Here is a 22,609-nt window from a genome sequence, read left to right on the forward strand (position 1 = left end):
CAGGGCGGGCTATTTCAATGCATAAGCGCCCGTCGGCTCGACCCTTGCGACAGGCTCGCGTAGGCTTGCCGCTTTCCTCCCGTTGCAAGGCGAACCTACATGGCAGATCTCATCTACACACCGGATTCCGACGCCGAGTCCATTTCCTCCGACGTCGCTGAGTACAACGGTATCCTGGTCACTACGCAGATCCCGGCCGATCTCGATGGCGACATCACCCAGCAGAGCGAGAGCACCCTGCAGGCGCTGAAGGATGCCCTGGAAAAGGCCGGCAGCGGCATGGACCGGGTCATGCACCTGACCATCTACCTGATCGACATGGCCGACCGCGCCGCCTTCAACGAGGTCTACCAGCGTTTCTTCAGCAAGCCGTGGCCGGTGCGCGCGGCGGTAGGCGTGGCTGCACTGGCCTTCCCTGAAATGCGCGTCGAAGTGACGGCCATGGCCGCCAAGCGCTGATTAGTGTTTTACCGGCTCCGCCTTCGGGCGGAGCCTTCTTCCAGAAAGCAGGACGCTGCATGCAACTCCCCCCTTTTCGCCGCAAGGCCCTGATCGTCTTGCTGCCCGGCCTGTGCCCACTGGCCCAGGCCGAACCGGTCACCACCTTCAATCTGCTGGAACCGGTGGTGGTCACCGGCACCTACGCCCCCAACCCGAGCTTCGACCTGCCCTACTCCATCGACACCGTAGAACGCCGGCAGATTGCCGATGGCCAGCTGGGCGTCAACCTGTCGGAAGCGCTCAACCGCGTACCTGGCCTGGTGGTGCAGAACCGCCAGAACTACGCCCAGGACCTGCAGATATCGTCGCGTGGCTATGGCGCCCGCTCGGCCTTCGGCATCCGTGGCATCAAGCTGCTCAGCGACGGGATCCCGGCCAGCACCCCGGATGGCCAGGGCCAGGCGGCCTCGTTGAACCTCGACGTGGCTGACCGCATCGAAGTGCTGCGCGGCCCGGCGTCCGCCATTTATGGCAGCAATGCCGGCGGGGTGATCCAGATGTTCTCTCGCGACGGTTCCGGCCCGCCCAAAGTGGGCGCCGAAACCACCTTCGGCAGCGATGGCTTCAACAAGAACCACCTCTACAGCGAAGGCGGCAGCGAACAGGCCGGTTTCCTGGTCGATGCCTCGCGCATGGACACCGACGGCTACCGCGACCACAGTGCCGCACGCCGCGACCAGACCTTTGCCAAGGTCCACGTCAAGCCCGATGAAGACAGCCGCCTGGCGCTGATCTTCAGCACCCTGGAGCAGAACGGCACGCAAGACCCGCTCGGCCAGACCTGGGATGCCTACAAGCACGACCCACGCTCGGTGGCAGCGCGCGCCGAGGAGTACAACACGCGCAAGAGCATTCACCATCAGCAGTTGGGCATGAACTATGAACGCTACTTCGGTGACGCCACCTTGCAGTTCAACCTGTATGCCGGCAAGCGCAGCGTGATCCAGTACCTGTCGATCCCCAAGAACACCGCGGCGAACAACCGTGGTGGTGGCGTGGTCGACTTCGACCGCGAGTTCCACGGCGGCACCCTGCGCTGGATCCAGCCGCTCAGCGCCGCCCCCGGCAACCTGACCCTGACCTTCGGCGCCGACTACGACCGCAGCCGCGACGACCGCCGTGGTTTCCAGAACTTCAACGGCGATACCCTGGGGGTCAAAGGCGAGTTGCGCCGCGACGAAAAGGACACCGCCACCAGCCTCGACCCGTATGTGCAGGCGCACTGGGAACTGGACCGCTGGACCCTGGACGCCGGCCTGCGCCACAGCAGCATGGAAATGGAGGTCGACGACCACTACCTGGCCAACGGCGATGCCAGTGGCTCGAAGAAGTACCAGCGCACTACCCCGACGCTATCGGTAATGTATGCCTTCACCCCCGGCCTGCATGGCTACATCAGCGCCGGCAAGGCTTGCGAGACGCCAACCCAGGCCGAAATGGCCTATGCGCCAGGCGCGCTGGAAGGTTTCAACTTCGGCCTGGAGCCGGCCACCAGTACCCAGTACGAGCTGGGCCTGAAGATGCGCCCGGACGAACGCACGCGGATCAACGCAGCGGTCTTCGAAATCCGTACCAAGGACGAGATCGTGGTCGCGGCCTCCACCGATGGCCGCACCAGCTACCGCAATGCCGGCAAGACCCTGCGTCGCGGCTTCGAGCTGAGCGTGCAGCGTGAGCTGAATGAACAGTGGCAGGCCAACCTGGCCTACACCCTGCTAGATGCCACCTATGACGAAGCCTTCAGCCAAGGCGGCAATACCATCGACAAGGGCAACCATCTGCCCGGCGTGCCGCGCAGCAGCCTGTTCGGCGAGCTGGTGTGGAAGCCGCGTGACGGCATCAGCATGGGGCTCGAAGGGCAGTACCGAAGCAAGGTGTATGTCGAGGACACGAATGACCAGCACCCGGCGCCGGGTTATGCGGTGTTCAACTGGCGTACGCAGTTCCAGCAGCAGGTCGGGCCGTGGACGTTCCACCAGTTGGTGCGGCTGGACAACCTGCTCGACCGGCAATATGTGGGGTCGGTGATTGTCGGTGACGGCAATGGCCGGTATTACGAGGCGGCGCCGGGCCGCTCCTGGTATGCCGGAGCCGGCATGGAATACCAGTTCTAAGCCTTTGGGGCTGCTTTGCAGCCCTTCGCGGGCAAACCCGCTCCCACAGGTACTGCACAGGCCCAAGGCCTCAGGAAGTCCTGTGGGAGCGGGCAAGCCCGCGAAAGGGCCGGCACTGGCGGCACACCTCTCGGCACCCGAAGGTGCCAGCCAGGCATTTCACCGCTACAATGCCGCCCTAAACCGTGACAGCCCGAACCTATAACGACATGTCCCTTCCAAAGAATCACCTGGAACTGCTCAGCCCTGCCCGTGACGTGGCCATCGCCCGCGAGGCGATCCTGCACGGCGCTGATGCCATCTATATCGGCGGCCCGAGCTTCGGCGCGCGCCACAACGCCTGCAACGAAGTCAGCGATATCGCCGAACTGGTCGAGTTCGCCCACCGCTACCATGCACGCGTGTTCACCACCATCAACACCATCCTCCACGACAACGAGCTGGAACCTGCACGCAAGCTGATCCACCAGCTCTACGATGCTGGTGTCGACGCGCTGATCGTCCAGGACCTGGGGGTGATGGAGCTGGATATCCCGCCGATCGAGCTGCATGCCAGCACCCAGACCGACATCCGCACCCTGGAACGGGCCAAGTTCCTCGACCAGGCCGGTTTCTCCCAGCTGGTACTGGCCCGCGAGCTGAACCTGCAGCAGATCCGCACCATCGCCAGCGAAACCGACGCAGCCATCGAGTTCTTCATCCACGGCGCGCTGTGCGTGGCCTTCTCCGGCCAGTGCAACATCTCCCACGCCCAGACCGGGCGCAGCGCCAACCGGGGTGACTGCTCCCAGGCCTGCCGCCTGCCGTACACCCTGAAGGACGACCAGGGCCGTGTGGTGGCGTTCGAGAAGCACCTGCTGTCGATGAAGGACAACAACCAGACTGCCAACCTGGCCGACCTGGTCGATGCCGGCGTGCGCTCGTTCAAGATCGAAGGCCGTTACAAGGACATGGGCTATGTGAAGAACATCACCGCCCACTACCGCAAGCAACTCGACGCCATCCTCGAAGGCCGCCCGGAGCTGGCCCGTGCCTCCAGCGGGCGTACCGAGCACTTCTTCCTGCCCGACCCGGACAAGACCTTCCACCGCGGCAGCACCGACTACTTCGTCACCGAGCGCAAGGTCGACATCGGTGCCTTCGATTCGCCTACCTTCACCGGCCTTGCGGTCGGCGTGGTGGAGAAAGTCGGCAAGCGTGACCTGCAGGTGGTCACCGAAGTGCCGCTGACCAACGGCGACGGTCTCAACGTGCTGGTCAAGCGCGAGGTGGTGGGCTTCCGTGCCAACATCGCCGAGCCGCGTGGCGAGTTCGAGGAAGACGACCACAAGCGCTACCGCTATCGCGTCGAGCCTAACGAGATGCCGGATGGCCTGCACAAGCTGCGGCCGAACCACCCGCTGTCGCGTAACCTCGACCACAACTGGCAGCAGGCCCTGCTGCGCACCTCGGCCGAGCGCCGGGTTGGCGTGGAATGGCACGCGGTGCTGCGCGAGCAGCGGCTGATGCTGACCGTCAGCAGTGAAGAAGGCGTCAGCGTGCAAGTGGCGCTGGATGGCCCGTTTGGTGCTGCCAACAAGCCGCAGCAGGCCCTGGACCAGTTGCACGACCTGCTCGGCCAGCTGGGCACCACCATGTACCACGCCAACCGCATCGAGCTGGATGCACCGCAGGCGTTCTTCATCCCCAACTCGCAGCTCAAGGCCCTGCGCCGTGAAGCCATCGAGGCGCTGACTGAGGCCCGGGTGAAGGCGCACCCACGTGGCGGGCGCAAGGCCGAGACCACACCGCCACCGGTGTACCCGGAGTCGCACCTGTCGTTCCTGGCCAACGTCTACAACCAGAAGGCCCGCGACTTCTACCACCGCCATGGCGTGCAGCTGATCGACGCGGCGTACGAAGCCCATGAGGAACACGGCGAAGTGCCGGTGATGATCACCAAGCACTGCCTGCGCTTCTCGTTCAACCTGTGCCCCAAGCAGGCCAAGGGCGTCACCGGCGTGCGTACCAAGGTAGCGCCGATGCAGTTGATCCAGGGCGATGAAGTGCTGACCCTGAAGTTCGACTGCAAGCCGTGCGAGATGCATGTGATCGGCAAGATGAAGAACCACATCATCGACCTGCCGACCCCGGGTAGCGCGGTGGCCCAGGTGGTGGGGCACATCAGCCCGGAAGACCTGCTCAAGACCATTCCGCGCGGGATGCATTGATCTGTTGCCTGTAAGGGCCATTCGCGGCTGAAGCCGCTCCCACAGGATCTGTGCTGCCTTACAGGCCGATGCGATTACTGGGGGAGCGGGTTTACCCGCGAATGGGCCGCACAGCGGCCCTGCTTTTACAGAATGCCCAGGCTCCGCGCCGTGCGGTCCACCGCAATCCGGGTCTTCTCCACCAGCTCATCCAGCTCGCTGTGGTTGGCCACCAGGGCCGGCGCCATGATCATCCGGCCCAAGGTCGAACGAATGATCACTCCCTCCTCGAAACCATAAGTGCGACACTGCCAGGCCAAGTCGTTCTCGTTGGCATAGCGCTTGCGGCTACCCTTGTCTTCGGCAAATTGCAGCGCCGCCACCAGGCCGGCGCCTTGCACCTGACCAATCAGTGGGTGGTTGGCGAACACCTCGCGCAGGGTGCGCTGCAGGTACGGCCCGGTGTCTTCCTTGACCTGGCGCACGATGCCTTCATCGCGCAGCGCCTTGAGGTTGGCAATGGCCACTGCCGCCGCCACCGGGTGGCCGGAGTAGGTCAGGCCATGGGCGAACACCCCGCCACGCTCGACCAGGGCTTCGGCAATGCGCTTGCTCAGCACCAGCCCGCCCATCGGCACATAACCCGACGTCAGGCCCTTGGCGATCGACAGGGTATCCGGCTCGAAGCCGAAGTATTCGTGGGCAAACCACTCACCGGTACGGCCGAAGCCACCAATCACCTCATCGGCACACAGCAGCACGTCGTACTGCCGGCAGATGCGCTGGATTTCCGGCCAGTAGCTTTCCGGCGGGAAGATCATGCCGCCCGCGCCCTGGAATGGCTCGGCGATGAACCCGGCGACATTCTCGGCACCCAGTTCGAGGATCTTCTCTTCCAGCTGCAGAGCGCAGCGGCGGCCGAACTCGGCCGGGGTCAGGTCACCGCCGGCGGCGTACCAGTACGGTTCATCGATATGCGCCACATCCGGGATCATCCCGCCCATTTCGTGCATGAACTTCATGCCGCCCAGCGCGGTGGCAGCCAGGGTCGAGCCGTGGTAACCGTTCCAGCGGCCGATCATGATCTTCTTGCCTGGCTGGCCGACCACCTGCCAGTAGCGGCGCACGGTACGGATCAGGACTTCGTTGGCCTCAGAGCCGGAGTTGGTATAGATGGCGTGGCTGTAGTGGCCCGGCAGCAGGCTGAACAGCAGCTCGGACAGCTCGATCACTGCCGGGTGGGTGGTGTGGAAGAACATGTTGTAGTACGCCAGCTGGTCCATCTGCGCGGCGGCAGCGGCGGTCAGGTCCTTGCGGCCATAGCCGAGCTGGGTGCACCAAAGGCCCGACATGCCGTCCAGGTAGCGCTTGCCGTCGCTGTCCCACAGGTGCAGGCGCTCGCCGCCGACCATCACCCGCGGGCCCTCGGCGTTCAGTGCCTTCTGGTCGAGGAACGCGTGGATGTGGTGGGCGGCGTCGCCGGCCTGGTAGTCACGGGTATCGCGCTGGGCTTGCAGCGTGGCTTGGAACGGTGCGTTCATTGTTGTTCTCCGGGGTAAAACGCGGCGTGCAGTTGGCCCTGCCAGACCGCTGACAGTAAAAAACGGGTGGGGTGAAACGGCGCTTCAGCGCCTTCGCAGGTAGCTTTCCAGCGGGTCCTTGCTCAGGCCTTCCTGAGCCTGGGCGAGCGAGTCGATGAACAGCGAAAACAGCTCGGACTGCTTGGCGATATCGAGCTTGGTGTAGAGGTTCTTGCGGTGGGTCTTGACCGTGTCCTCGCTGATCCCCAGGCGCTCGGCCAGGGACCGGGTCGAGTGGCCGCGCAGCAGGTACTGGGCGATGCGGCACTCGCGTTCGGTGAGCAGCGAGGAGCCAAAGTTGTTCAGCGCGGCATTGATCTGCCGGCCCAAGGCACTCTCGAAACGCCCGCCCAGGGCGTCGACATCGAGGTGGCTCCACTGCCGCCGCACCGTTGCCACGACCCACGGCGCCACGCACATGAGGTCATTGACCTGCTGGCGGCCCAGGCGGCGGGTGCTGGCCAGGGCCACGGCGATGGTCAGGTGCTCGTCGAGGGGGACGATGAAGTTGAGTTCGTCTTCCAGGTGGGCGTGCTGGTAGAACGCCAGGTAGTACTCGCTGCGCTTGAAGTGGTCAGGGGCGACGTCACTGAGGCGGTAGCAACCGGGGCCGATGCCGTCCATGCAGGCCCGGTAGAACGGGCATAGCAGGTAGTAGCCTTCGAGGTACTTGTGGATGTTGCCTTCCGGTAGCCATGGACCTTCCTCGTCCTTTTCGAACAATGCCGAGGGCAGGCCTTTGCGCGGGTAGAGGAACACGGTGATGGCCTGGCACGGGGCAATCAGCTTGAGCGCAGCGAACAGCGCCTCGACGAAGCCCGGCGAGCCCTGGGCGTCGACGACACGGGCCATCTGCACGTACCAGTCGGGCGATTTCAGCCGGTCTTTGCTCATTGTCGTGGTCCCATGCCGGGGTTGTTGTGGTTGGGATTCTTGCATGGGGCGTAGTGCACGGCCATCACCCTTCGGGGTGAGCTAATGCGATTGTGTGACAGCTGACAGGTGCTTGCCTCTGGATAGAGTCAAGGCTGACAGGTGCTGCAAGGTTTTCGGCGAACCCCTGCCAGCCTCTACGCAACCCTCACGCCCCCTCCTCAACTCACAAAGGAACCACCCACATGTGCTGCTGCCTGATGCTGTAGCAATCTTCAACTTAGCTATACAAGACCAACATCGTTGTACAATTGCTGCCCCTCAACATGGAGCCGGCATGAAGAAAAACCCACTGAGCCAACGCAAGGACGATCACCTGGATATCGTCCTGGCCGCCGGCAACAACGCCCATGGCGCAGACCCCGGCTGGTCGTCAGTGCACTTCGAACATTGCGCATTGCCGGAAATGGCCCTGGACGACGTCGACCTGAGCACCGAGCTGTTCGGCTGTGCACTAGGCGCCCCGCTGTTGATCAGTTCCATGACCGGCGGTGCCGAACGTGCGCACTTCATCAATCACCATCTCGCCGAAGCCGCCCAGGCACTGGGCATCGCCATGGGCGTTGGCTCGCAGCGCGTCAGCCTGCGCAGTGGCCAGGACCAAGGCTTGACCGGCGAGCTGCGTCACCTGGCACCCGATGTGCCGCTACTGGCCAACCTCGGCGCTGCCCAACTGCGTGAGGCCGACGGCCTGGACCTGGCACGCCGCGCCGTCGACACCTTGCAGGCCAATGCCCTGATCATTCACCTGAACCCCCTGCAGGAAGCCGTACAGCCAGAGGGCGACCGTGACTGGCGTGGAGTGCTGCAACGCATCGAAACCCTGACCCGCCAGTTGCCAGCGCCGGTGATCGTCAAGGAAGTCGGTGCAGGCATTTCCCCCCGGGTGGCGCGCCTGCTCTGCGATGCAGGCGTTGCCATGATCGACGTGGCCGGTGCCGGCGGTACCAGCTGGGCAGCCGTTGAGGCCGAACGTGCCGGCAATGCCGCTGAGCGCGAGGTCGCCCTGGCGTTTGCCGACTGGGGCATCCCGACCGCGCACTGCCTGCTGGCGGTGCGCCGCGCCGTGCCGGAAATCGGCCTGATCGCCTCTGGCGGCGTGGCCAACGGCGTCGATGCCGCCAAGGCCATACGCCTCGGTGCCGACCTGGTAGGCCAGGCTGCCAATGTCCTCAGTGCCGCCGTGATCTCGACCCAGGCCGTGGTGGAACATTTCGAGGTTGTTCTGCGCCAGTTGCGCATCGCCTGCTTCTGTACCGGCTCGCGCAACCTTGCGCATCTGCGCCGGGCACGCTTGCTGCCTGGCAACCTGACGCCGCCATGAGGCTGGCGGCTGTGGCATGATCAGCACCTCCCTTCATCCTGGCCCGCGTGCATGCTGATCGACGAAGAACTGACCCTGAAAAAGCTCGAGACCTTCCTCGCCTTCATGCGCAGCGGCAACCTCGGCCGCGCCGCCGCCGAGCTGTCCACCAGCGCGGTCAGCGTACACCGCGCCATCCACTCCCTGGAAAGCGCGTTGCGCTGCCCGCTGTTCAAGCACGAAGGCCGCCAGCTGATCCCGCTGGAAAGCGCCTATGTGCTGGAGAAGAAAGCCCGCCAACTGATCCAGGACGCCGAACAGATGGTCCGCCAGACCCGCGAAGCCGCCGGTTTCTATGCCGAGCGCTTCCGCCTCGGCGCGCTTTACTCGCTGACCGTCAAGACCGTGCCGAAGCTGGTGATGGGCCTGAAACTGCGGCGCAGCGAGCTGAACATCGACCTGACCCTGGGTTCGAACGTCGACTTGCTGCAACGCCTGAAGAACCACGAGCTGGAAGCCATTCTGGTGTCACTGGACGAAAGCGCGGCGGACCCGGCCTGCGAGCAGTTGCCACTGTTCTCCGACGATATCTTCCTCGCCGTGCCCACCGATTCACCGTTCGCCGAGCAACAGGAAGTGGACCTCGCGGACCTGGCCGACTCCACCTTCATCACCCTGACCCAGGGTTTCGCCACTCACCGCGATGGCGCCCGGGTGTTCCAGCAGGCGGGGTTCGAGCCGAAGGTGGCGATGCAGGTGAATGACATCTTCACCCTGCTGAGCATGGTCAGTTCGGGCGTGGGGTTCGCCCTGCTGCCTGGGCGCATCGCAGCGGTATACGAGAACCGCGTGAAGCTGATTGCGCTGCAGGCGCGCTACCGACTACAGCAGCATATCGGGGTGGTGTTTTTGAAGGCCCGGGAGCGAGAGCCAAACCTGCTGGCATTGTTGGCTGAATGCAGGATGTACAGCCGCGGGGCCTGACACTGTGCAACCTGTCATTTATGCCAGTGGCGGCACACTGCGCGGGAAGACATGCTCTTGCCTGGTATTGGAGCATTACTCACGGTGGCTTATGACCTCAGATCACTTATCCTCTAGCGCGCTTCAGTTGCAGGACCGCGTGCTGAAGTATACCTGCTATGGATCCGACTCGGTTACCGGTAGGAGACCGTCGTATATGAGATTCAACGGCGAACGCAAGGAAACCTGGGCGAATTGCTATTTTCTTAGTCAGGGATATCGGCTGTACAGCGCCGAATTGATGCGTTTCAACTCGCCCGACAGTGATAGCCCCTTTGCAAGCGGCGGGCTGAATGCCTATGCCTACTGTGCTGGGGACCCTGTTAATTATCGTGATCCGGATGGCCACATGCCGTCTCGCTTGCCTGGTCGTTCTCCTCGAAGTCGTAGCCTGCCCCCGAGTGGGAGCGTAACGCCCAGTCGAGCGCGGACCCGCAGCTTAAGCCCAAGTCCACAACCAGGTTTGCAAGAACGCGGCGCTGGTGCGAACCCAAGCCTTGGAGGAAGTGTTGGATCCAGCCCCCCGAGCTCATTGGGGTCCAACGCCTCAAGCTCAAATTCGGAACTGCAAGGTTCACCAGAAACACCTGGTACGCCACCACGCGCCGAGCACCTACATGTAGCGATTGATGGTCGCAATAATCCAGTGCCACCTGAAGTACTCAGAGCCCGTCTCGAAATGTTGGTCGCTGGTCAGGGTCACCGGGTTCAGCCTGGCAGTCTCCCAAATACTCCTAGACTGGTAATGCCCGAAGTACGTGAACCAACGCCAGTGTCTCGTTGAGTGAATCGACAGGGGCCGTAGAACGGCCCCTGATCTTCAACCTACCAATCCCCGCACGCAAAAATAGAGTACTGAAGGACCCATCAAGCACCCAAGTCCGGTATGGAAGGTCGCAGTCAACGCACCATAAGGCACCAGCCGCCGGTCGGTAGCCGTCAGCCCCGCCGTCACTCCCGACACAGTCCCCGCCAACCCACCAAACACCATCGCCGAGCGCGGGTTGTCCAACGCCAGCAACCGCGCCGACACAGGTGTGAACACCATCACCAGGATCGCCTTGATCAAGCCGGTGGCAATCGACAGCGCCACCACATCCGAACTCGCCCCCAGGGCCGCCCCGGTCACCGGCCCGACGATATAGGTCACAGCCCCCGCGCCAATGGTGGTCATGCTCACCGCATCCCGGTAGCCAAAGGCATAGGCCACCGCGCAACCCACGATGAATGGCAGCACCGTACCCAGCAGCAGCGACACCGCACCAATCAATCCGGCCTTGCGCGCCTCGGTGGCTTGCACCTCGAAAGCCGTGGCAACGATGGCGAAGTCGCGCAGCATGGCCCCGCCCATCAGGCCGATGCCGGAGAACAGCGCCATGTCGGCCAGGCCTTTCTGACCGCCAGTCACGGTACCGCCAACCCAGGCCAGCACCAAGCCGATGACGATGGCGATTGCCGAGCCATGCACCCGACCAAACGTCAGGTACTTCGACAGCAGCACCGACAACCACATGATCCCGCCAACCACCGCGAAGGCAGTGATCAGGCCGTTGTGTTCCAGGGCATTGTCAATGATCGGCCACATGATCAGCGCCCTCCGGCAGGGGCGACTTGCGCGCTGGCAACTTCAGGCGCATCAGGCGCCGGCAGGGGTTCGCCGCGATGGCTGCGGCTGATCACGGCAATGGTCAGCCCGCACACCAGCACCGCACCGATCGCCGCCAGCAGCGCCACCGGCCCGCCGTGCAGCGCGGTAACCACGTTCTGCTGGGCGGCCATGGCCACCACCACCGGGATGTACATGGCGCCCCAGAAGCCGACACCGAACTCGCACTCCTTGCTCATGCCGCCATTGCGGTGCATGTACAGCCGCGCGCAGATCAGCAGGATCATGGCGATGCCGACCCCGCCCACATTGGATTTGACGCCCAGCAGCACGCCCAGGAAGTCGCCGACGATAACGCCAGCCAGCGTGCATACCGCCAGCAGAGCCACACCATAGATGATCATTGTTGTTGTCCTCAGCTTGAGTCGAAGTTGCTTGTTGTTGTTCTTCGAGTAACAGCGCCGTCATCGGTTGTCGGCCACCTCCTGGCGCAACAGCGCATCGACGGTATCCCAACGGGTGGCGTCGAGGGCGACCACCCTGCCCTGTTCGAACACCGGGCGGGCCAGGCCGCTGAGCACGCTGCCCGGTGGTATCTCCACCTGCAGGCGCACGCCGCGTTCATAGGCGTTGCGCAACGTAGCACGCCAGTCGACCAGCCGGGCCATGTTGCCGGCCAGGTCATCGCGCAGGCGTTGTGGATCGAAGATCGGCCGCGCACTGCTGCCGCTCAGGTACGTGATGCGCGGGCGACGCAGTTGGACGCCGGCAAAGGCAGCTGCCAGCCCGGCGGCCGGGCCGTCGAGCAACGCGCAGTGGGATGGCACGCTTACCGCCAGGCGTCGGGCTACGCCCTGACCACGTTGGCGAGCCCTGGCAGCGACCTCGGCCATGGCGGTGTCGCTGCCGGCGATGACGATCTGGTTGTCGCTGTTGAGGTTGGCCAGGTACACCTCACCGCCCACCTCGGCCAGCAAGCCTTCGACAGTGCCCAAGTCGAGGCCGCTCAGGGCGGTCATGCCGTAGCCCTGCGGATAGGCCCGCTGCATCAGTTCACCACGCAGGGCCACCAGGCGCACTGCATCGGCGAACTGCAGCGCCCCGGCCGTTACAGCGGCGGGATAGGCACCGATGGACAGCCCGGCAACATAGTCCGGCGCCGGGCTGCGCTGCAGCAGCCAGCGCGCCCAGGCCACCCCGGCCAGCAGCATGCACAACTGCACGGCGCGGGTCGACTGCAACGCCTGCCTACAGTCGAGCACCGATACCTGTTCACCCAACGCATCACTGGCCTCTTCCAGTAACGGCGTGGCGCCCTCGGGCAAGCGCTCCAGCATGCCTGCCTGTTGCGCGCCCTGGCCAGGGAAGGCAAACAGGCTGCTCACGCCGCATACTCCAGAGCCTGCCAGGGGTCCGCTACCAGACGTGCGCCATGGCACGATTTGAGCAACACCCGGCGCGCCATGCCGGCCCATTCACGCAAGGCTACCGCACCCGCCGGCGTCTCCAGTTGCACGTCGATTCGGCACTGGCCGCAGTCGAGCATGTCGAGCAGCTCGCGCGCCTGCGCCCGGGTCATGCGCTGCGGTGTACGCACCAGCAGATCGAGGTCACTGGCGCCATGCACGACGTTGCAGCCGGTGGCCAACTGGTAACCGACGCCCCCGGTCGGCCCCCAGGCCAACCCGCTGGCATCGAGTACCGGCGCCACCGAGGCCAGCGCCCGCAGGGCTGGCCAGGCCCCTTCACCGGCGCCGCGCAACGCCTCGGGGCTTGTTTGCCGCTGGATGTCGCGCACGCGCATCAGCACACCCAGGCGCTGCTCACGGCCCTGCCCGCGCACGCCCACGGCCACCCAGCCGCTAGCGCAGGCGGCACGCCGCACCACCACCGGCTGCCCGGTGGCCAGTGCCTGCACGGCCCAGGCAGGCGCGTCGCCAGGCAGGTCGGCTGCGGGCATGCCCCAGAGCAGGTCGTGTGGCTGTGGCTGGTTCATCTCAGGCCTCCTGCCACTGGCTGCGCAGGCGTGCGCGTACATCGCGCGAGGCACTGCGGTTCTCACCGTTCAACCGCGATGCCAGGTCAGTCGAATGGCCGATATCACGCACGGCGTCGGCCAGGCAGGCACGCACCTGGGCAATGTCGGCGGCACTCGGCGCCTCGGCACTTGCGACCTGCAGGCGCCGCCACAGCAAGCCCAGCGAGGCATAGCTGGCGAGGTCATAGGCCATCGGCGGCACCTCGGCGGCCAGCGCCTCCAGTTGCTCGACACTGCGCAGGGTGATGCGTGCTGCTGCCGCCTTGCCCATGGCATGCACCATCACCCCGCTGTCATCCAGGGCGATCAGCCGTTGCGCCTGGTAGCCGTGGGCCAGGAAGGCACCGGACATGGCCTTGCCGACCAGCAGGCCAATCACCGGGTGCCCCGCCAGGCGCGCTTGAGCGTAAGCCTGCACAGCCCCAGCCAATGCCTGGTGGATCCCCAGGGCTTCCTCGCGTCGGCCATAGGCCTGGCTTGGCACATCGATGACGGCAACGATGACGCGCTTTTCACCCTCGCGGTCCAGTTCGACCGCATCGCTGACAGCCTTGGCCAGGCCCCAGCCTTCTAGCAGGCCGACTTCGCCCGCACGCGCTCTTGGGAACGGGTTGTGCGCGTCCGGCACTACCGCAATGAAGCGCGCCAGGCGGTTGTCCAGTTCGCCATCGACCACTCGCAACGAGGCGGGATAGCCTGCCAGCGGTTCGCCCGCGGCCAGGCCAGGCAGCCAGTTCAGGGCACGGTTCATGGGGCATCTCCTTGGTAGAGGGCACGCACGGCGGCGGCGTCCAGTTGCGGGCAGTCAACGCCCAGGCTGGCCAGGCGTTGCAGGTACCAGGGGTGGCGGCCGGCGCGGTTGGCCGACGGCGCGTCCAGCAGGTGCAGCAGTTGCTGGCGCAGGCTGTCGACGTCGTCTGCGGCAAAGGCATCCACCAGGCCGCTGGCATACCGCTGTTCGCCACCGGTCAGGCTCCAGATGAATGGGCGGTCCTTGGCGTCGTACTCGGCGATACCGGCCTCCTGCTCGATCACTTGCGGGCCATTGAGGCCCAACCGCGCCTCGCGGGTGACCAGCAGGTGGCTGCACAGCCCGGCCGCGATGGACATGCCACCGAAGCAACCAACCGAACCTGCGATCAAGCCGATCACTGGTTGATGCGTGCGCAGTTCGACAATCGCCGCCTGGATCTCGGCAATCGCTGCCAGGCCGAGGTTGGCTTCTTGCAGGCGTACGCCGCCGGTTTCCAGTAGCAGTACGGCGCAGGTGGGGATGCCGTTGCGGTTGTCCTCGATGGCCAGCTCCAGGGCGCCGGCAATCTTGGCGCCACCCACTTCGCCCATGCTGCCGCCCTGGAAGGCACCTTCGATGGCGGCAAGCACGGTCTGGCGGCCATTGAGCCGGCCCTTGGCGATGACCACGCCGTCATCGGCCTGGGGCACGATGCCTTGGCGCGGCAGCCATGGCGACATCAGGCGGTCGAACGGGCCGAGCAGTTCGCGGAAGCTGCCAGGGTCGAGCAAGGCGCGAGCGCGCTGGCGAGCGCCCAGCTCGACGAAGCTGCGGCTTTGCAGCAGACGGGCGGTGTCAGTCATGGGCAATCTCCTCGAAACCTTGCTCCAGGCGCAGGCGCACCACGCCAGGGGTGGCGCCGAAGTCGTGGATGTCGATCTTCACGGCAGGTAGCGTGCGGCCATCGAACAGGCGCTGGAACAGCTGGCTCCAGCGGGCGCTGCTGCCGTTGACCGAGGTGACCACCTGGATCTCCAGGCGACCGGCACTGCCGGGCTCGATCAGCACTTCCAGGTCGCCGGAGCTGACGCAGCCTACCAAGGTGCGGCCGCGGCCAGGCTCGGCGGCGGGGAATTGAAAGTTCAGGGTTTCCATTTCACAGGCTCCCGGCATTGTCGAGGAACAGGCAGGCGGCCAACAGATCGGCGGCGCCACCCGGTGAGGCATTGAGCTGCAGCAGTTGCGCGTCCAGCAGGCGCAGCTGACGGCGGCCAGCGAGGCTGGCGCAGCCGCCGGCATCGAGCACTGCGCGGGCCCCCGCTTGCAAGGTGTGCAGACCGTGCGGGCCGGCGCGCCAGAGCACGCAGGTGTCACTGAGCGCGGCCATGATCGCCAGCAAGGCATCCAGCCGGGCCTGGCTTTCGCTGGCGCCGGCGGCACGGCTGCGGCGCAGTTGGGGCAGGCCGTGTTCGAGCACCGCGGGGAAGCCTTGTTGGGCCTGTTCGCGGGCCCCCCCGGCGCCGTAGCGCTGGCGCACCTGGATGCCGTGGCTGTCTTGTGCGATGGCGGCCGGGTCGTCGATCAGGGCGATGCGGCCGGCGCGAGCAGCAACTGCCTGGGGCGCGGCTTTGACATCGAGCGCTTGGGCGGCGACCAGCAGGCCAAGGGCCCAGATTGCGCCGCGGTGGGTGTTGATGCCGCCTGTGGTGGCGAGCATGGCCTGTTCGCCTGCGCGGCCGATACGGCCCAGTTCGGCGCGCAGCGGTGGGCCAATTTCGCCATGGGCTTGCGCGGCTTCGGCGATCTGCCGCAGGCAAGGCCATAGGGCCAGCGCCGAGGCGTGCATCAGGGCCAGGGTCATGTCGGCGTGGGCGCCACTGCTGCGGCGGTCGACCAGGCCGGGTTTGGGCGACAGGTCGGCTTCGTCGATGAGCGCCTCGACGGCCAGGTCGGCAAGTCGGTCGGCCTGGAAGCTATCGGTTTGCAGGTCCGGCCTCTTCGCGGGCGCGCCCGCTCCCACAGGGATCGCGCGGGTTTCAGGTACAGCACAGTAACTGTGGGAGCGAGCGTGCTCGCGAAGAAGCTGATGCGGTTTCAAGTCGTGCGCAGTCATCACCAGCTCCTGAACCGTGCGGGCGGGTTGTAGAGGCCGCCGGACCACTCGACCAGGTCGGCGATGCTGCGCGCGGCGAGCAATTCGCGGCTGGCGTCGGTGCGGCGGATGCCGAGGTCCTCGGGCAAGGCGATCAGGCCTTGCTGGCGCAGGCGCAGGGTGTTTTTGGGATCGTGACGCAGGCCGATGGCGGTGACGCCGGCCACGGCGGCGATCATCTGCTGGCGTTCTTCCAGGCTGCGCGCCTTGTACAGATAGGCAATGCCTTCTTCGGTGAGCAGGTGGGTGACGTCGTCGCCGTAGATCATCACCGGCGCCAGGGGCATGCCGGCTTTCTTCGCCACTTCCACGGCGTCGAGCGTTTCGACGAAGATCGGTTTGCCACCTTCCTGGTAGGTCTCGACCATCTGCACCACCAGCTTGCGGCCGCGTTCGAGCAGGGTCTCGGGCACGGTCATGTCGAGCCAGGCCGGGGTCGCGTGGCGCCGCCCGCGAGGGTCGTGCCCCATGTTCGGCGCCCCGCCGAAGCCGGCCAGGCGGCCACGGGTGACGGTCGAGGAATGGCCGTCGCCATCGACCTGCAAGGTGGCACCGATGAACAGGTCGACCGCGTATTGCCCGGCCAGTTGGCACATCATCCGGTTGGAGCGCAGCGAACCATCGCGGCCAGTGAAGAACACGTCCGGGCGCTGGGCGATGTAGTCCTCCATGCCCAACTCGGTACCGAAGCAGTGCACGCTTTCGACCCAACCGGTCTCGATGGCCGGGATCAGGGTCGGGTGCGGGTTGAGCGTCCAGTTGCGGCAGATCTTGCCTTTGAGGCCCAGGGATTCGCCGTAGGTCGGCAGGATCAGTTCGATGGCGGCGGTGTTGAAGCCGATACCATGATTCAGCGACTGCACCTGGTGTTTCTCGTAGATGCCGCGAATCGCCATCATCGCCATCAGCACGTGTACCGGCTTGATGTGGCGTGGGTCGCGGGTGAACAGCGGTTCGATGTAGAACGGCTGATCGGCGACCACCACGAAGTCGACCCAGGATGCCGGAATGTCCACCCGTGGCAGGTCGTCGACCCGCTCCACCAGCCGGTTGACCTGGGCGATCACCAGGCCGTCGCTGAAGGCGGCTGGCTCGACCAGCGCCGGCGTGTCTTCGGTGCTGGGGCCGGTGTACAGGTTGCCGTCGCGGTCAGCCATGAAGCCGGCGACCAGGGTGACATTGGGGATCAGGTCGACCAACAGCCGCGAATACAGCTCGATATAAGTATGAATGGCGCCCACTTCGAGCAGGCCGTCTTCCAGCAGTTGGCCGATGCGCAGGCTCTGCGGGCCGGCGAAGGAGAAGTCGAGCTTGCGTGCGATGCCGCGCTCGAACAGGTCCAGGTGCTCGGCGCGGCTGACGCTGGGCATGATCATGTGCAAGTCGTGCAAGCGCTCAGGGTCGGCCTTGGCCAGCGAACGCGAGAGAAAGTCGGCCTGCTTCTGGTTGTTGCCCTCGAGCACCACGCGGTCGCCGGGGGCGATCAGCAGTTCGAGGGCTTCGACGATCCGCTCGGTGGGCAGCACCACACCGTCGGCCAAGTGACGGACGCGGTCCAGGCGGCGCTGCTTCTCGGCGCGCCGCCTGGACCATTGCGGCGGTGGATTCTTGGTTATGGTCATCAGGTGACTCCACGGGTTCGCTGTCGTGGAGGCACAGTAGGACGGGGTTGGTCGGGAGATCAATCAAGCTGGGGGGATGATCGTTACGGTTGGAGTAATGGTTTGCGGTTCGAGGTACCTGGCGATGGTTTTTCAGTGATTTCGAGACCGAGCGCCGCCCGCGCGGCGCATCGCGGGCAAGCCCGCTCCCACATCTGTTTCGGGCCAATCTCTCCTGTGAAGCCAACAGGAACCGCCTTGTTGGCATGGCGATGCATCTTGGTGGAAGCCAACAGGGGCATGGCGATTCATCCTGGCGGGCGCTGATGCTGTTGCACCTGTCTCCAGTCATGCACCAAGGCGGATCCTGTTGGCGGTACAGGAGTGACTGGCCCGAAACAGATGTGGGAGCGGCGGTGCGGCGATCCGACTTGCCCGCGATGCGCCGCGCGGGCGGCGCTCGGTCTCACAGGCGCTGCAGAACCCAAGCCAGGAACAACTCAAGGCATAAACGCACGATCCCCCTGCAGATTTGTCCATTGCGTAAGATAAATTCGCATGCCAGGATCCAGCGATCCTCCAGCGCACTCCAGACTTCACTTGGAAAATCAATAACAAAGCAGGGAGAACGCGATGACCGCGCACGCTCATACCTCGGCAACGGCTCATGTACTGGCCGAGGTCCGCAACCAGATTGGCCACCTCACCCTCAACCGCCCAGCCGGTCTCAATGCCCTGACCCTGGACATGGTGCGCAGCCTGCGCCAGCACTTCGACCAATGGGCCGACGACCCTCAGGTGCAGGCCGTGGTGCTGCGCGGCGAAGGCCCCAAGGGCTTCTGCGCCGGTGGCGACATCCGCTCGCTGCACGACAGCTACAAAGCAGGCGATACGCTGCACGAAGACTTCTTCGTCGAGGAATACGCCCTGGACCTGGCCATCCACCGCTACCGCAAGCCCGTGCTGGTGCTGATGGACGGCTTTACCCTCGGCGGTGGCATGGGCCTGGCCCAAGGCTGCGACCTGCGGATCGTCACCGAACGCAGCCGGCTGGGCATGCCGGAGGTCGGCATCGGCTACTTCCCGGATGTCGGTGGCAGCTACTTCCTGTCGCGCATCCCAGGCGAACTGGGCACCTACCTGGGCGTCAGCGGCGCTCAGATCCAGGCCGCCGATGCCCTGTACTGCGGGCTGGCCGACTGGTACGTGACCAGCGACAAACTCGCAGCCCTGGACCAAGGGCTGGATACCCTGCGCTTTGGCGCTCACCCGCTCAAGGACCTGCAGAACCTGCTGGCCAAGCTCGGCAGCCAGGTGCTGGGCGATGCGCCGCTGGAAAAACTGCGCCCGGCCATCGACCATTTCTTCGCCCAGCCCGACCTGGCGGCGATCATCGAACAACTGCGTGCGGTGCGCATCGGCGACAGCCACCCTTGGGCATTGGCGACCGCCGAACAGCTGGAAACCCGCTCGCCGCTGGCCATGGCGGTTACCCTGGAGATGCTGCGCCGCGGCCGCCACCTGGCACTGGAAGACTGCTTCGCCATGGAACTGCACATCGACCGCCAGTGGTTCCAGTACGGTGACATCATCGAGGGCGTGCGTGCCCTGATCATCGACAAGGACAAGCAGCCGCGCTGGAACCCGCCAACCCTGGTCGGGTTGTCGCGCCAGCGGGTCGACCAATTCTTCGAAGGCCTGTGAGCCCGGGAGTACACAGATGCAAGACCTGGAACTGAACGAAGAACAGATCATGATCCGCGACATGGCCCGGGACTTCGCCCGTGGCGAGATCGCGCCGCATGCCCAGGCCTGGGAAAAGGCTGGCTGGATCGACGATGGCGTGGTGCGCAAGATGGGCGAGCTGGGCCTGCTGGGCATGGTCGTGCCCGAGGCGTTCGGCGGCAGCTACACCGACTACGTCGCCTACGCCCTGGCAGTCGAGGAAATCGCTGCTGGCTGTGGCGCCACCGGCGCGATGATGAGCATCCACAACTCGGTCGGTTGCGGCCCCCTGCTCGCCTACGGCACGCATGAACAGCAACAGGCCTGGTTGCCACGCCTGGCCGCTGGCGAGGTGATCGGCTGCTTCTGCCTGACCGAGCCACAGGCCGGCTCCGAAGCACACAACCTGCGCACCCGTGCCGAGCTGGTCGATGGCCAGTGGGTGATCAACGGCGCCAAGCAGTTCGTCAGCAACGCCCGCCGCGCCGGATTGGCGATCGTCTTTGCCGTCACCGACCCGGAGCTGGGCAAGAAAGGCCTGTCGGCCTTCCTGGTGCCGACCGACAACCCAGGCTTCAAGGTCGACCGCAGCGAGCACAAGATGGGTATCCGCGCCTCCGACACCTGCGCGGTGACCTTCGACAACTGCCGCATCCCGGCAGCCAACATCCTCGGCGAGCGCGGCAAGGGCCTGGCCATCGCCCTGTCCAACCTCGAAGGCGGCCGCATCGGCATCGCCGCCCAGGCGCTGGGCATTGCCCGTGCTGCGTTCGAGGCGGCGCTGGTGTATTCACGTGACCGCATCCAGTTCGGCAAGCCGATCAACGAGCACCAGAGCATTGCCAACCTGCTGGCTGACATGCAGGTGCAGGTGAATGCGGCGCGCTTGCTGATCCTGCATGCCGCCCGGCTGCGCACAGCAGGCAAGCCGTGCCTGTCGGAGGCCTCGCAGGCCAAGCTGTTCGCTTCGGAAATGGCCGAGCGCGTGTGCTCGATGGCGATTCAGGTGCACGGCGGGTATGGCTACCTGGAAGACTACCCGGTCGAGCGCTACTACCGCGATGCGCGGATTACCCAGATCTACGAAGGGTCGAGCGAAATCCAGCGCATGCTGATCGCACGCGAACTCAAGCACTACCCGTTATAAGCCCCCTCAGTGGCGCTGCCTGAGGGTTTCCGAAGGCAGCTCGCCAAAGCGCTGGCGATACACCTCGGCGAACCGCCCGAGGTGCATGAAACCGTAATCCATGGCCAGCTCGGTCACACTGCGCACCGCGCAACGGCTGTCACGCAGGCACGCATGCACCCGCTCCAGCTTGCGCTGGCGCACGTATTGCCTGGGCGTGATGCCCAGTTGCCGATCGAACAGCGCATACAGCGAACGCACGCTGATGCAGGCCTGCTCTGCCAGCGTCTCGGCTGACAATTCAAGCTTGAGATTGCGCTCGATGTAATCGAGGATCCGCTCCAGGCTCGCCCCTGGCGTACCCAGGCTTTCGCGGCGGATATTGGTGCTCATCAGGGTGATCAGCTTGCTGGCGACGATCTGGCTGTAGTGCCCCTGCACTCGCGGGAGCGAATCACTGACCTCGGCTTCGTGGCAGACCATGGCCAACAGGTTTACGAAGCCGTCCAGCTCATCCAGCCGGTAGTGGTTGCGCAAGAACCGCACGCCGCCGTCCGGCCGCTGCCAGCGCTGCTCGTCGCAAATGCTGTCGAGCATGCGGGTCGGCACTTTGAGGATGAATTTCTCGCAGTCTTCGGAATAGGTCAGGTCGACCGGGTCGTCCGGGTTGATCAGCAGCAGTTCGCCCGGCACCAGGTAGTGCTCGCGCTGGTGCCCGCGCCACAGGCAGTTGCCGTTGAGCAAGACCTGCAAATGATAGATGGATTCCAGTGCCGGCGAGGTGACCCGCACGCTGCCGCCGTAGCTGATACGACACAGGTCGAATTCGGCGAACTTGCGGTGGCTGAGGCTGGCCTGCGGGTGGCTGGTGCGTGACAGGCCGATGCAGTGCTGGCCGACATGCTGGTTCACATAGTCGGACACCGCGTAAGGGTCGGCGTGATGGAACACGCTACTGCGCTCGCTCAGCAGGCGGCTTTCCATAGGCAAGGCACTCGGCATCGTTATTGTTCTGGGCGCCGCTTCCTACTGGCCCGAAGGCCTGTGATTGCGGTCGTTCACGGTCATTCTATCGGGCCGGGGTCAGGTAGTTCGGGGCAGCTGACCACTGGCGCACGCGGGTTACAGCTAAGCAAAAAGGCGGGGCTTGGGCAATCAGATGTTCGGATTGGGTGGGCGAATAGCGGACAACGGAGGGAGACTCGCTGGGCGATCATCGGACAGTCCCGGCTCACTGTACCGGCAGGAAGTTCATCAACAGCAGGCTTTGCGCGTAGTTCAAGCCGATCCGCCGATAGCGCTCGTCGAGCAACTCAGCCAGCAAATCCAGCCGCGCCACGATCTTGCCGAACTCCACGGCAAAACTCAGGTTGCTGCCCTCTTCGGATATTTCGTTGGAAAACAGCAGCAGCACGCCGTTGGCATCCTGGCGCTGGCTGAGCATCCAGGTGGCCTTCTCGATATTGCGTGCCGCGTTGTTGATGAACAGCGGGTCGAGGGTGTCGGTCATGTAGAACTCGGTACGCCCGCCATGCGCGGTGATCAACATGCTGCCGATGGCGTAGATGAAGGCGCCGACCCGGTCGCCGCGAAACTCCGGGTTCAAGGCATAACTCAGTGCAGCGAGGTCGCGGCGGTTGCCCAGTTGCGGCAGGGGTTGGCGCTGTTCGATGGCAATGCGGATCTGCCGTTCGGCAGTGGCGGCGTCGAGGTAGCCGGACATCTTCCACTGGTTGGGGTTGCGCAGGTACAGCTTGTTCATCAGCAGGTACAGGCTTTGCAGGTTGTCGCGCATGGCCAGGGTGGCCATACGGTCGACGCTGGTCTGGAACAGCTCGCTGGGCTTGCCGTTGCCGATCTGGCTGACGATATCGTGGCCTTGCTGCTGGCTGCAGCCGGCCAGGCCCAGCAGGGCGCCTGCCAGCAGCAGACGCGGGAAAAATCGGGGATTGCTTGCAACCATCGGCACCGGGTCGGAATCGGCG

Annotated in this window: 21 protein-coding genes; 8 read left to right on the plus strand and 13 right to left on the minus strand. The window is 64.9% G+C overall.

Annotated features, from left to right (window positions below; all coding sequences use genetic code 11):
* Nucleotides 1–99: 99 nt before the first annotated feature.
* The 3 genes from APH33_RS14460 to APH33_RS14470 all read left to right on the plus strand — a co-directional run bounded on the left by APH33_RS14460 (nt 100) and on the right by APH33_RS14470 (nt 4,825).
* Nucleotides 100–459, plus strand: a complete 360-nt coding sequence (locus APH33_RS14460; protein ID WP_054885799.1) for a RidA family protein — start codon at nt 100–102, stop codon at nt 457–459.
* 59 nt (nt 460–518) lie between these two features.
* Nucleotides 519–2,615, plus strand: a complete 2,097-nt coding sequence (locus APH33_RS14465) for a TonB-dependent receptor (protein WP_054885800.1) — start codon at nt 519–521, stop codon at nt 2,613–2,615.
* Between the two features lie 209 nt (nt 2,616–2,824).
* A complete protein-coding gene (locus tag APH33_RS14470; RefSeq protein ID WP_054885801.1) occupies nt 2,825–4,825 on the plus strand; it encodes a U32 family peptidase in 2,001 nt (666 codons plus the stop codon).
* Between the two features lie 125 nt (nt 4,826–4,950).
* Here the strand turns inward: APH33_RS14470 and APH33_RS14475 are convergent, their stop codons facing one another.
* Both APH33_RS14475 and APH33_RS14480 read right to left on the minus strand, forming a co-directional pair.
* Nucleotides 4,951–6,345 (minus strand): aspartate aminotransferase family protein, encoded by a 1,395-nt coding sequence (locus APH33_RS14475; RefSeq protein ID WP_054885802.1) that lies wholly within the window; start codon nt 6,343–6,345, stop codon nt 4,951–4,953.
* Between the two features lie 84 nt (nt 6,346–6,429).
* A complete protein-coding gene (locus tag APH33_RS14480; RefSeq protein WP_054885803.1) occupies nt 6,430–7,278 on the minus strand; it encodes a helix-turn-helix transcriptional regulator in 849 nt (282 codons plus the stop codon).
* Between the two features lie 316 nt (nt 7,279–7,594).
* Here APH33_RS14480 and fni point away from each other — a divergent pair, with 316 nt between their 5' ends.
* From fni to APH33_RS27970, 3 genes are all read left to right on the plus strand, one after another.
* The gene (fni, locus tag APH33_RS14485) at nt 7,595–8,641 is read left to right on the plus strand and encodes a type 2 isopentenyl-diphosphate Delta-isomerase (protein WP_054885804.1); all 1,047 of its coding nucleotides are present in this window, start codon (nt 7,595–7,597) and stop codon (nt 8,639–8,641) included.
* A 51-nt stretch (nt 8,642–8,692) separates the two neighbouring features.
* The gene (locus APH33_RS14490; protein WP_054885805.1) at nt 8,693–9,604 is read left to right on the plus strand and encodes a LysR substrate-binding domain-containing protein; all 912 of its coding nucleotides are present in this window, start codon (nt 8,693–8,695) and stop codon (nt 9,602–9,604) included.
* 91 nt (nt 9,605–9,695) lie between these two features.
* Nucleotides 9,696–10,427, plus strand: a complete 732-nt coding sequence (locus APH33_RS27970; protein WP_082433608.1) for an RHS repeat-associated core domain-containing protein — start codon at nt 9,696–9,698, stop codon at nt 10,425–10,427.
* Nucleotides 10,428–10,463: 36 nt separating this feature from the next.
* Here APH33_RS27970 and madM read toward each other — a convergent pair whose 3' ends face one another.
* From madM to mdcA, 9 genes are read right to left on the minus strand one after another with little or no spacing between them, the layout of a single operon-like run.
* Complete coding sequence (gene madM, locus APH33_RS14500) at nt 10,464–11,228, minus strand: malonate transporter subunit MadM (protein WP_054885807.1); 765 nt, start codon at nt 11,226–11,228, stop codon at nt 10,464–10,466.
* A 2-nt stretch (nt 11,229–11,230) separates the two neighbouring features.
* The gene (gene madL, locus APH33_RS14505) at nt 11,231–11,653 is read right to left on the minus strand and encodes a malonate transporter subunit MadL (protein WP_054885808.1); all 423 of its coding nucleotides are present in this window, start codon (nt 11,651–11,653) and stop codon (nt 11,231–11,233) included.
* Between the two features lie 60 nt (nt 11,654–11,713).
* Nucleotides 11,714–12,634 (minus strand): malonate decarboxylase subunit epsilon, encoded by a 921-nt coding sequence (mdcH, locus tag APH33_RS14510; RefSeq protein ID WP_054885809.1) that lies wholly within the window; start codon nt 12,632–12,634, stop codon nt 11,714–11,716.
* On the minus strand, nt 12,631–13,245 hold the full coding sequence (locus APH33_RS14515) for a malonate decarboxylase holo-ACP synthase (RefSeq protein ID WP_054885810.1): 615 nt from the start codon (nt 13,243–13,245) through the stop codon (nt 12,631–12,633). The genes mdcH and APH33_RS14515 overlap by 4 nt, the downstream gene beginning before the upstream one ends.
* A gap of 1 nt (nt 13,246) precedes the next feature.
* Nucleotides 13,247–14,038 (minus strand): biotin-independent malonate decarboxylase subunit gamma, encoded by a 792-nt coding sequence (gene mdcE / locus APH33_RS14520; protein WP_054885811.1) that lies wholly within the window; start codon nt 14,036–14,038, stop codon nt 13,247–13,249.
* Nucleotides 14,035–14,883, minus strand: coding sequence for a biotin-independent malonate decarboxylase subunit beta (locus tag APH33_RS14525; protein WP_054885812.1), 849 nt, complete (start codon nt 14,881–14,883; stop codon nt 14,035–14,037). The genes mdcE and APH33_RS14525 overlap by 4 nt, the downstream gene beginning before the upstream one ends.
* Nucleotides 14,876–15,175: a malonate decarboxylase subunit delta gene (locus APH33_RS14530; protein ID WP_054885813.1), complete on the minus strand. Its 300-nt coding sequence runs from the start codon at nt 15,173–15,175 to the stop codon at nt 14,876–14,878. The genes APH33_RS14525 and APH33_RS14530 overlap by 8 nt, the downstream gene beginning before the upstream one ends.
* 1 nt (nt 15,176) lies before the next feature.
* Entirely contained in the window at nt 15,177–16,133 is a 957-nt protein-coding gene (locus APH33_RS14535; RefSeq protein ID WP_054885814.1) for a triphosphoribosyl-dephospho-CoA synthase, read from the minus strand.
* Entirely contained in the window at nt 16,133–17,794 is a 1,662-nt protein-coding gene (mdcA, locus tag APH33_RS14540) for a malonate decarboxylase subunit alpha (protein ID WP_054885815.1), read from the minus strand. Before mdcA ends, APH33_RS14535 begins: the two co-directional genes overlap by 1 nt.
* Nucleotides 17,795–18,406: 612 nt before the next feature.
* Here mdcA and APH33_RS14545 point away from each other — a divergent pair.
* The gene (locus APH33_RS14545) at nt 18,407–19,477 is read left to right on the plus strand and encodes an enoyl-CoA hydratase/isomerase family protein (RefSeq protein ID WP_054885816.1); all 1,071 of its coding nucleotides are present in this window, start codon (nt 18,407–18,409) and stop codon (nt 19,475–19,477) included.
* 16 nt (nt 19,478–19,493) lie between these two features.
* A complete protein-coding gene (locus tag APH33_RS14550) occupies nt 19,494–20,645 on the plus strand; it encodes an acyl-CoA dehydrogenase family protein (protein WP_054885817.1) in 1,152 nt (383 codons plus the stop codon).
* 6 nt (nt 20,646–20,651) lie between these two features.
* Here the strand turns inward: APH33_RS14550 and APH33_RS14555 are convergent, their stop codons facing one another.
* Together APH33_RS14555 and APH33_RS14560 are read right to left on the minus strand one after the other, a co-directional pair.
* A complete protein-coding gene (locus tag APH33_RS14555) occupies nt 20,652–21,608 on the minus strand; it encodes an AraC family transcriptional regulator (RefSeq protein WP_054885818.1) in 957 nt (318 codons plus the stop codon).
* A 247-nt stretch (nt 21,609–21,855) separates the two neighbouring features.
* Nucleotides 21,856–22,587: a hypothetical protein gene (locus tag APH33_RS14560; RefSeq protein ID WP_054885825.1), complete on the minus strand. Its 732-nt coding sequence runs from the start codon at nt 22,585–22,587 to the stop codon at nt 21,856–21,858.
* Between the last annotated feature and the right edge of the window lie 22 nt (nt 22,588–22,609).

Source organism: Pseudomonas sp. NBRC 111130 (assembly GCF_001320485.1).
In the GTDB taxonomy this organism is placed as follows: Bacteria; Pseudomonadota; Gammaproteobacteria; order Pseudomonadales; family Pseudomonadaceae; genus Aquipseudomonas; species Aquipseudomonas vlassakiae.

Excerpts from the sequence above, each read along its gene's own strand:
- madL (WP_054885808.1), bottom strand. The coding sequence starts at position 11,653 with ATGATCATCTATGGTGTGGCTCTGCTGGCGGTATGCACGCTGGCTGGC.
- APH33_RS14550 (WP_054885817.1), top strand. The coding sequence starts at position 19,494 with ATGCAAGACCTGGAACTGAACGAAGAACAGATCATGATCCGCGACATG.
- APH33_RS14525 (WP_054885812.1), bottom strand. The coding sequence starts at position 14,883 with ATGACTGACACCGCCCGTCTGCTGCAAAGCCGCAGCTTCGTCGAGCTG.
- APH33_RS14480 (WP_054885803.1), bottom strand. The coding sequence starts at position 7,278 with ATGAGCAAAGACCGGCTGAAATCGCCCGACTGGTACGTGCAGATGGCC.
- APH33_RS14530 (WP_054885813.1), bottom strand. The coding sequence starts at position 15,175 with ATGGAAACCCTGAACTTTCAATTCCCCGCCGCCGAGCCTGGCCGCGGC.
- fni (WP_054885804.1), top strand. The coding sequence starts at position 7,595 with ATGAAGAAAAACCCACTGAGCCAACGCAAGGACGATCACCTGGATATC.
- APH33_RS14515 (WP_054885810.1), bottom strand. The coding sequence starts at position 13,245 with ATGAACCAGCCACAGCCACACGACCTGCTCTGGGGCATGCCCGCAGCC.
- mdcE (WP_054885811.1), bottom strand. The coding sequence starts at position 14,038 with ATGAACCGTGCCCTGAACTGGCTGCCTGGCCTGGCCGCGGGCGAACCG.
- APH33_RS14475 (WP_054885802.1), bottom strand. The coding sequence starts at position 6,345 with ATGAACGCACCGTTCCAAGCCACGCTGCAAGCCCAGCGCGATACCCGT.
- APH33_RS14470 (WP_054885801.1), top strand. The coding sequence starts at position 2,825 with ATGTCCCTTCCAAAGAATCACCTGGAACTGCTCAGCCCTGCCCGTGAC.
- mdcA (WP_054885815.1), bottom strand. The coding sequence starts at position 17,794 with ATGACCATAACCAAGAATCCACCGCCGCAATGGTCCAGGCGGCGCGCC.
- APH33_RS14465 (WP_054885800.1), top strand. The coding sequence starts at position 519 with ATGCAACTCCCCCCTTTTCGCCGCAAGGCCCTGATCGTCTTGCTGCCC.
- madM (WP_054885807.1), bottom strand. The coding sequence starts at position 11,228 with ATGTGGCCGATCATTGACAATGCCCTGGAACACAACGGCCTGATCACT.
- APH33_RS14460 (WP_054885799.1), top strand. The coding sequence starts at position 100 with ATGGCAGATCTCATCTACACACCGGATTCCGACGCCGAGTCCATTTCC.
- APH33_RS14545 (WP_054885816.1), top strand. The coding sequence starts at position 18,407 with ATGACCGCGCACGCTCATACCTCGGCAACGGCTCATGTACTGGCCGAG.
- APH33_RS14555 (WP_054885818.1), bottom strand. The coding sequence starts at position 21,608 with ATGGAAAGCCGCCTGCTGAGCGAGCGCAGTAGCGTGTTCCATCACGCC.
- APH33_RS27970 (WP_082433608.1), top strand. The coding sequence starts at position 9,696 with ATGACCTCAGATCACTTATCCTCTAGCGCGCTTCAGTTGCAGGACCGC.
- APH33_RS14560 (WP_054885825.1), bottom strand. The coding sequence starts at position 22,587 with ATGGTTGCAAGCAATCCCCGATTTTTCCCGCGTCTGCTGCTGGCAGGC.
- APH33_RS14535 (WP_054885814.1), bottom strand. The coding sequence starts at position 16,133 with ATGACTGCGCACGACTTGAAACCGCATCAGCTTCTTCGCGAGCACGCT.
- APH33_RS14490 (WP_054885805.1), top strand. The coding sequence starts at position 8,693 with ATGCTGATCGACGAAGAACTGACCCTGAAAAAGCTCGAGACCTTCCTC.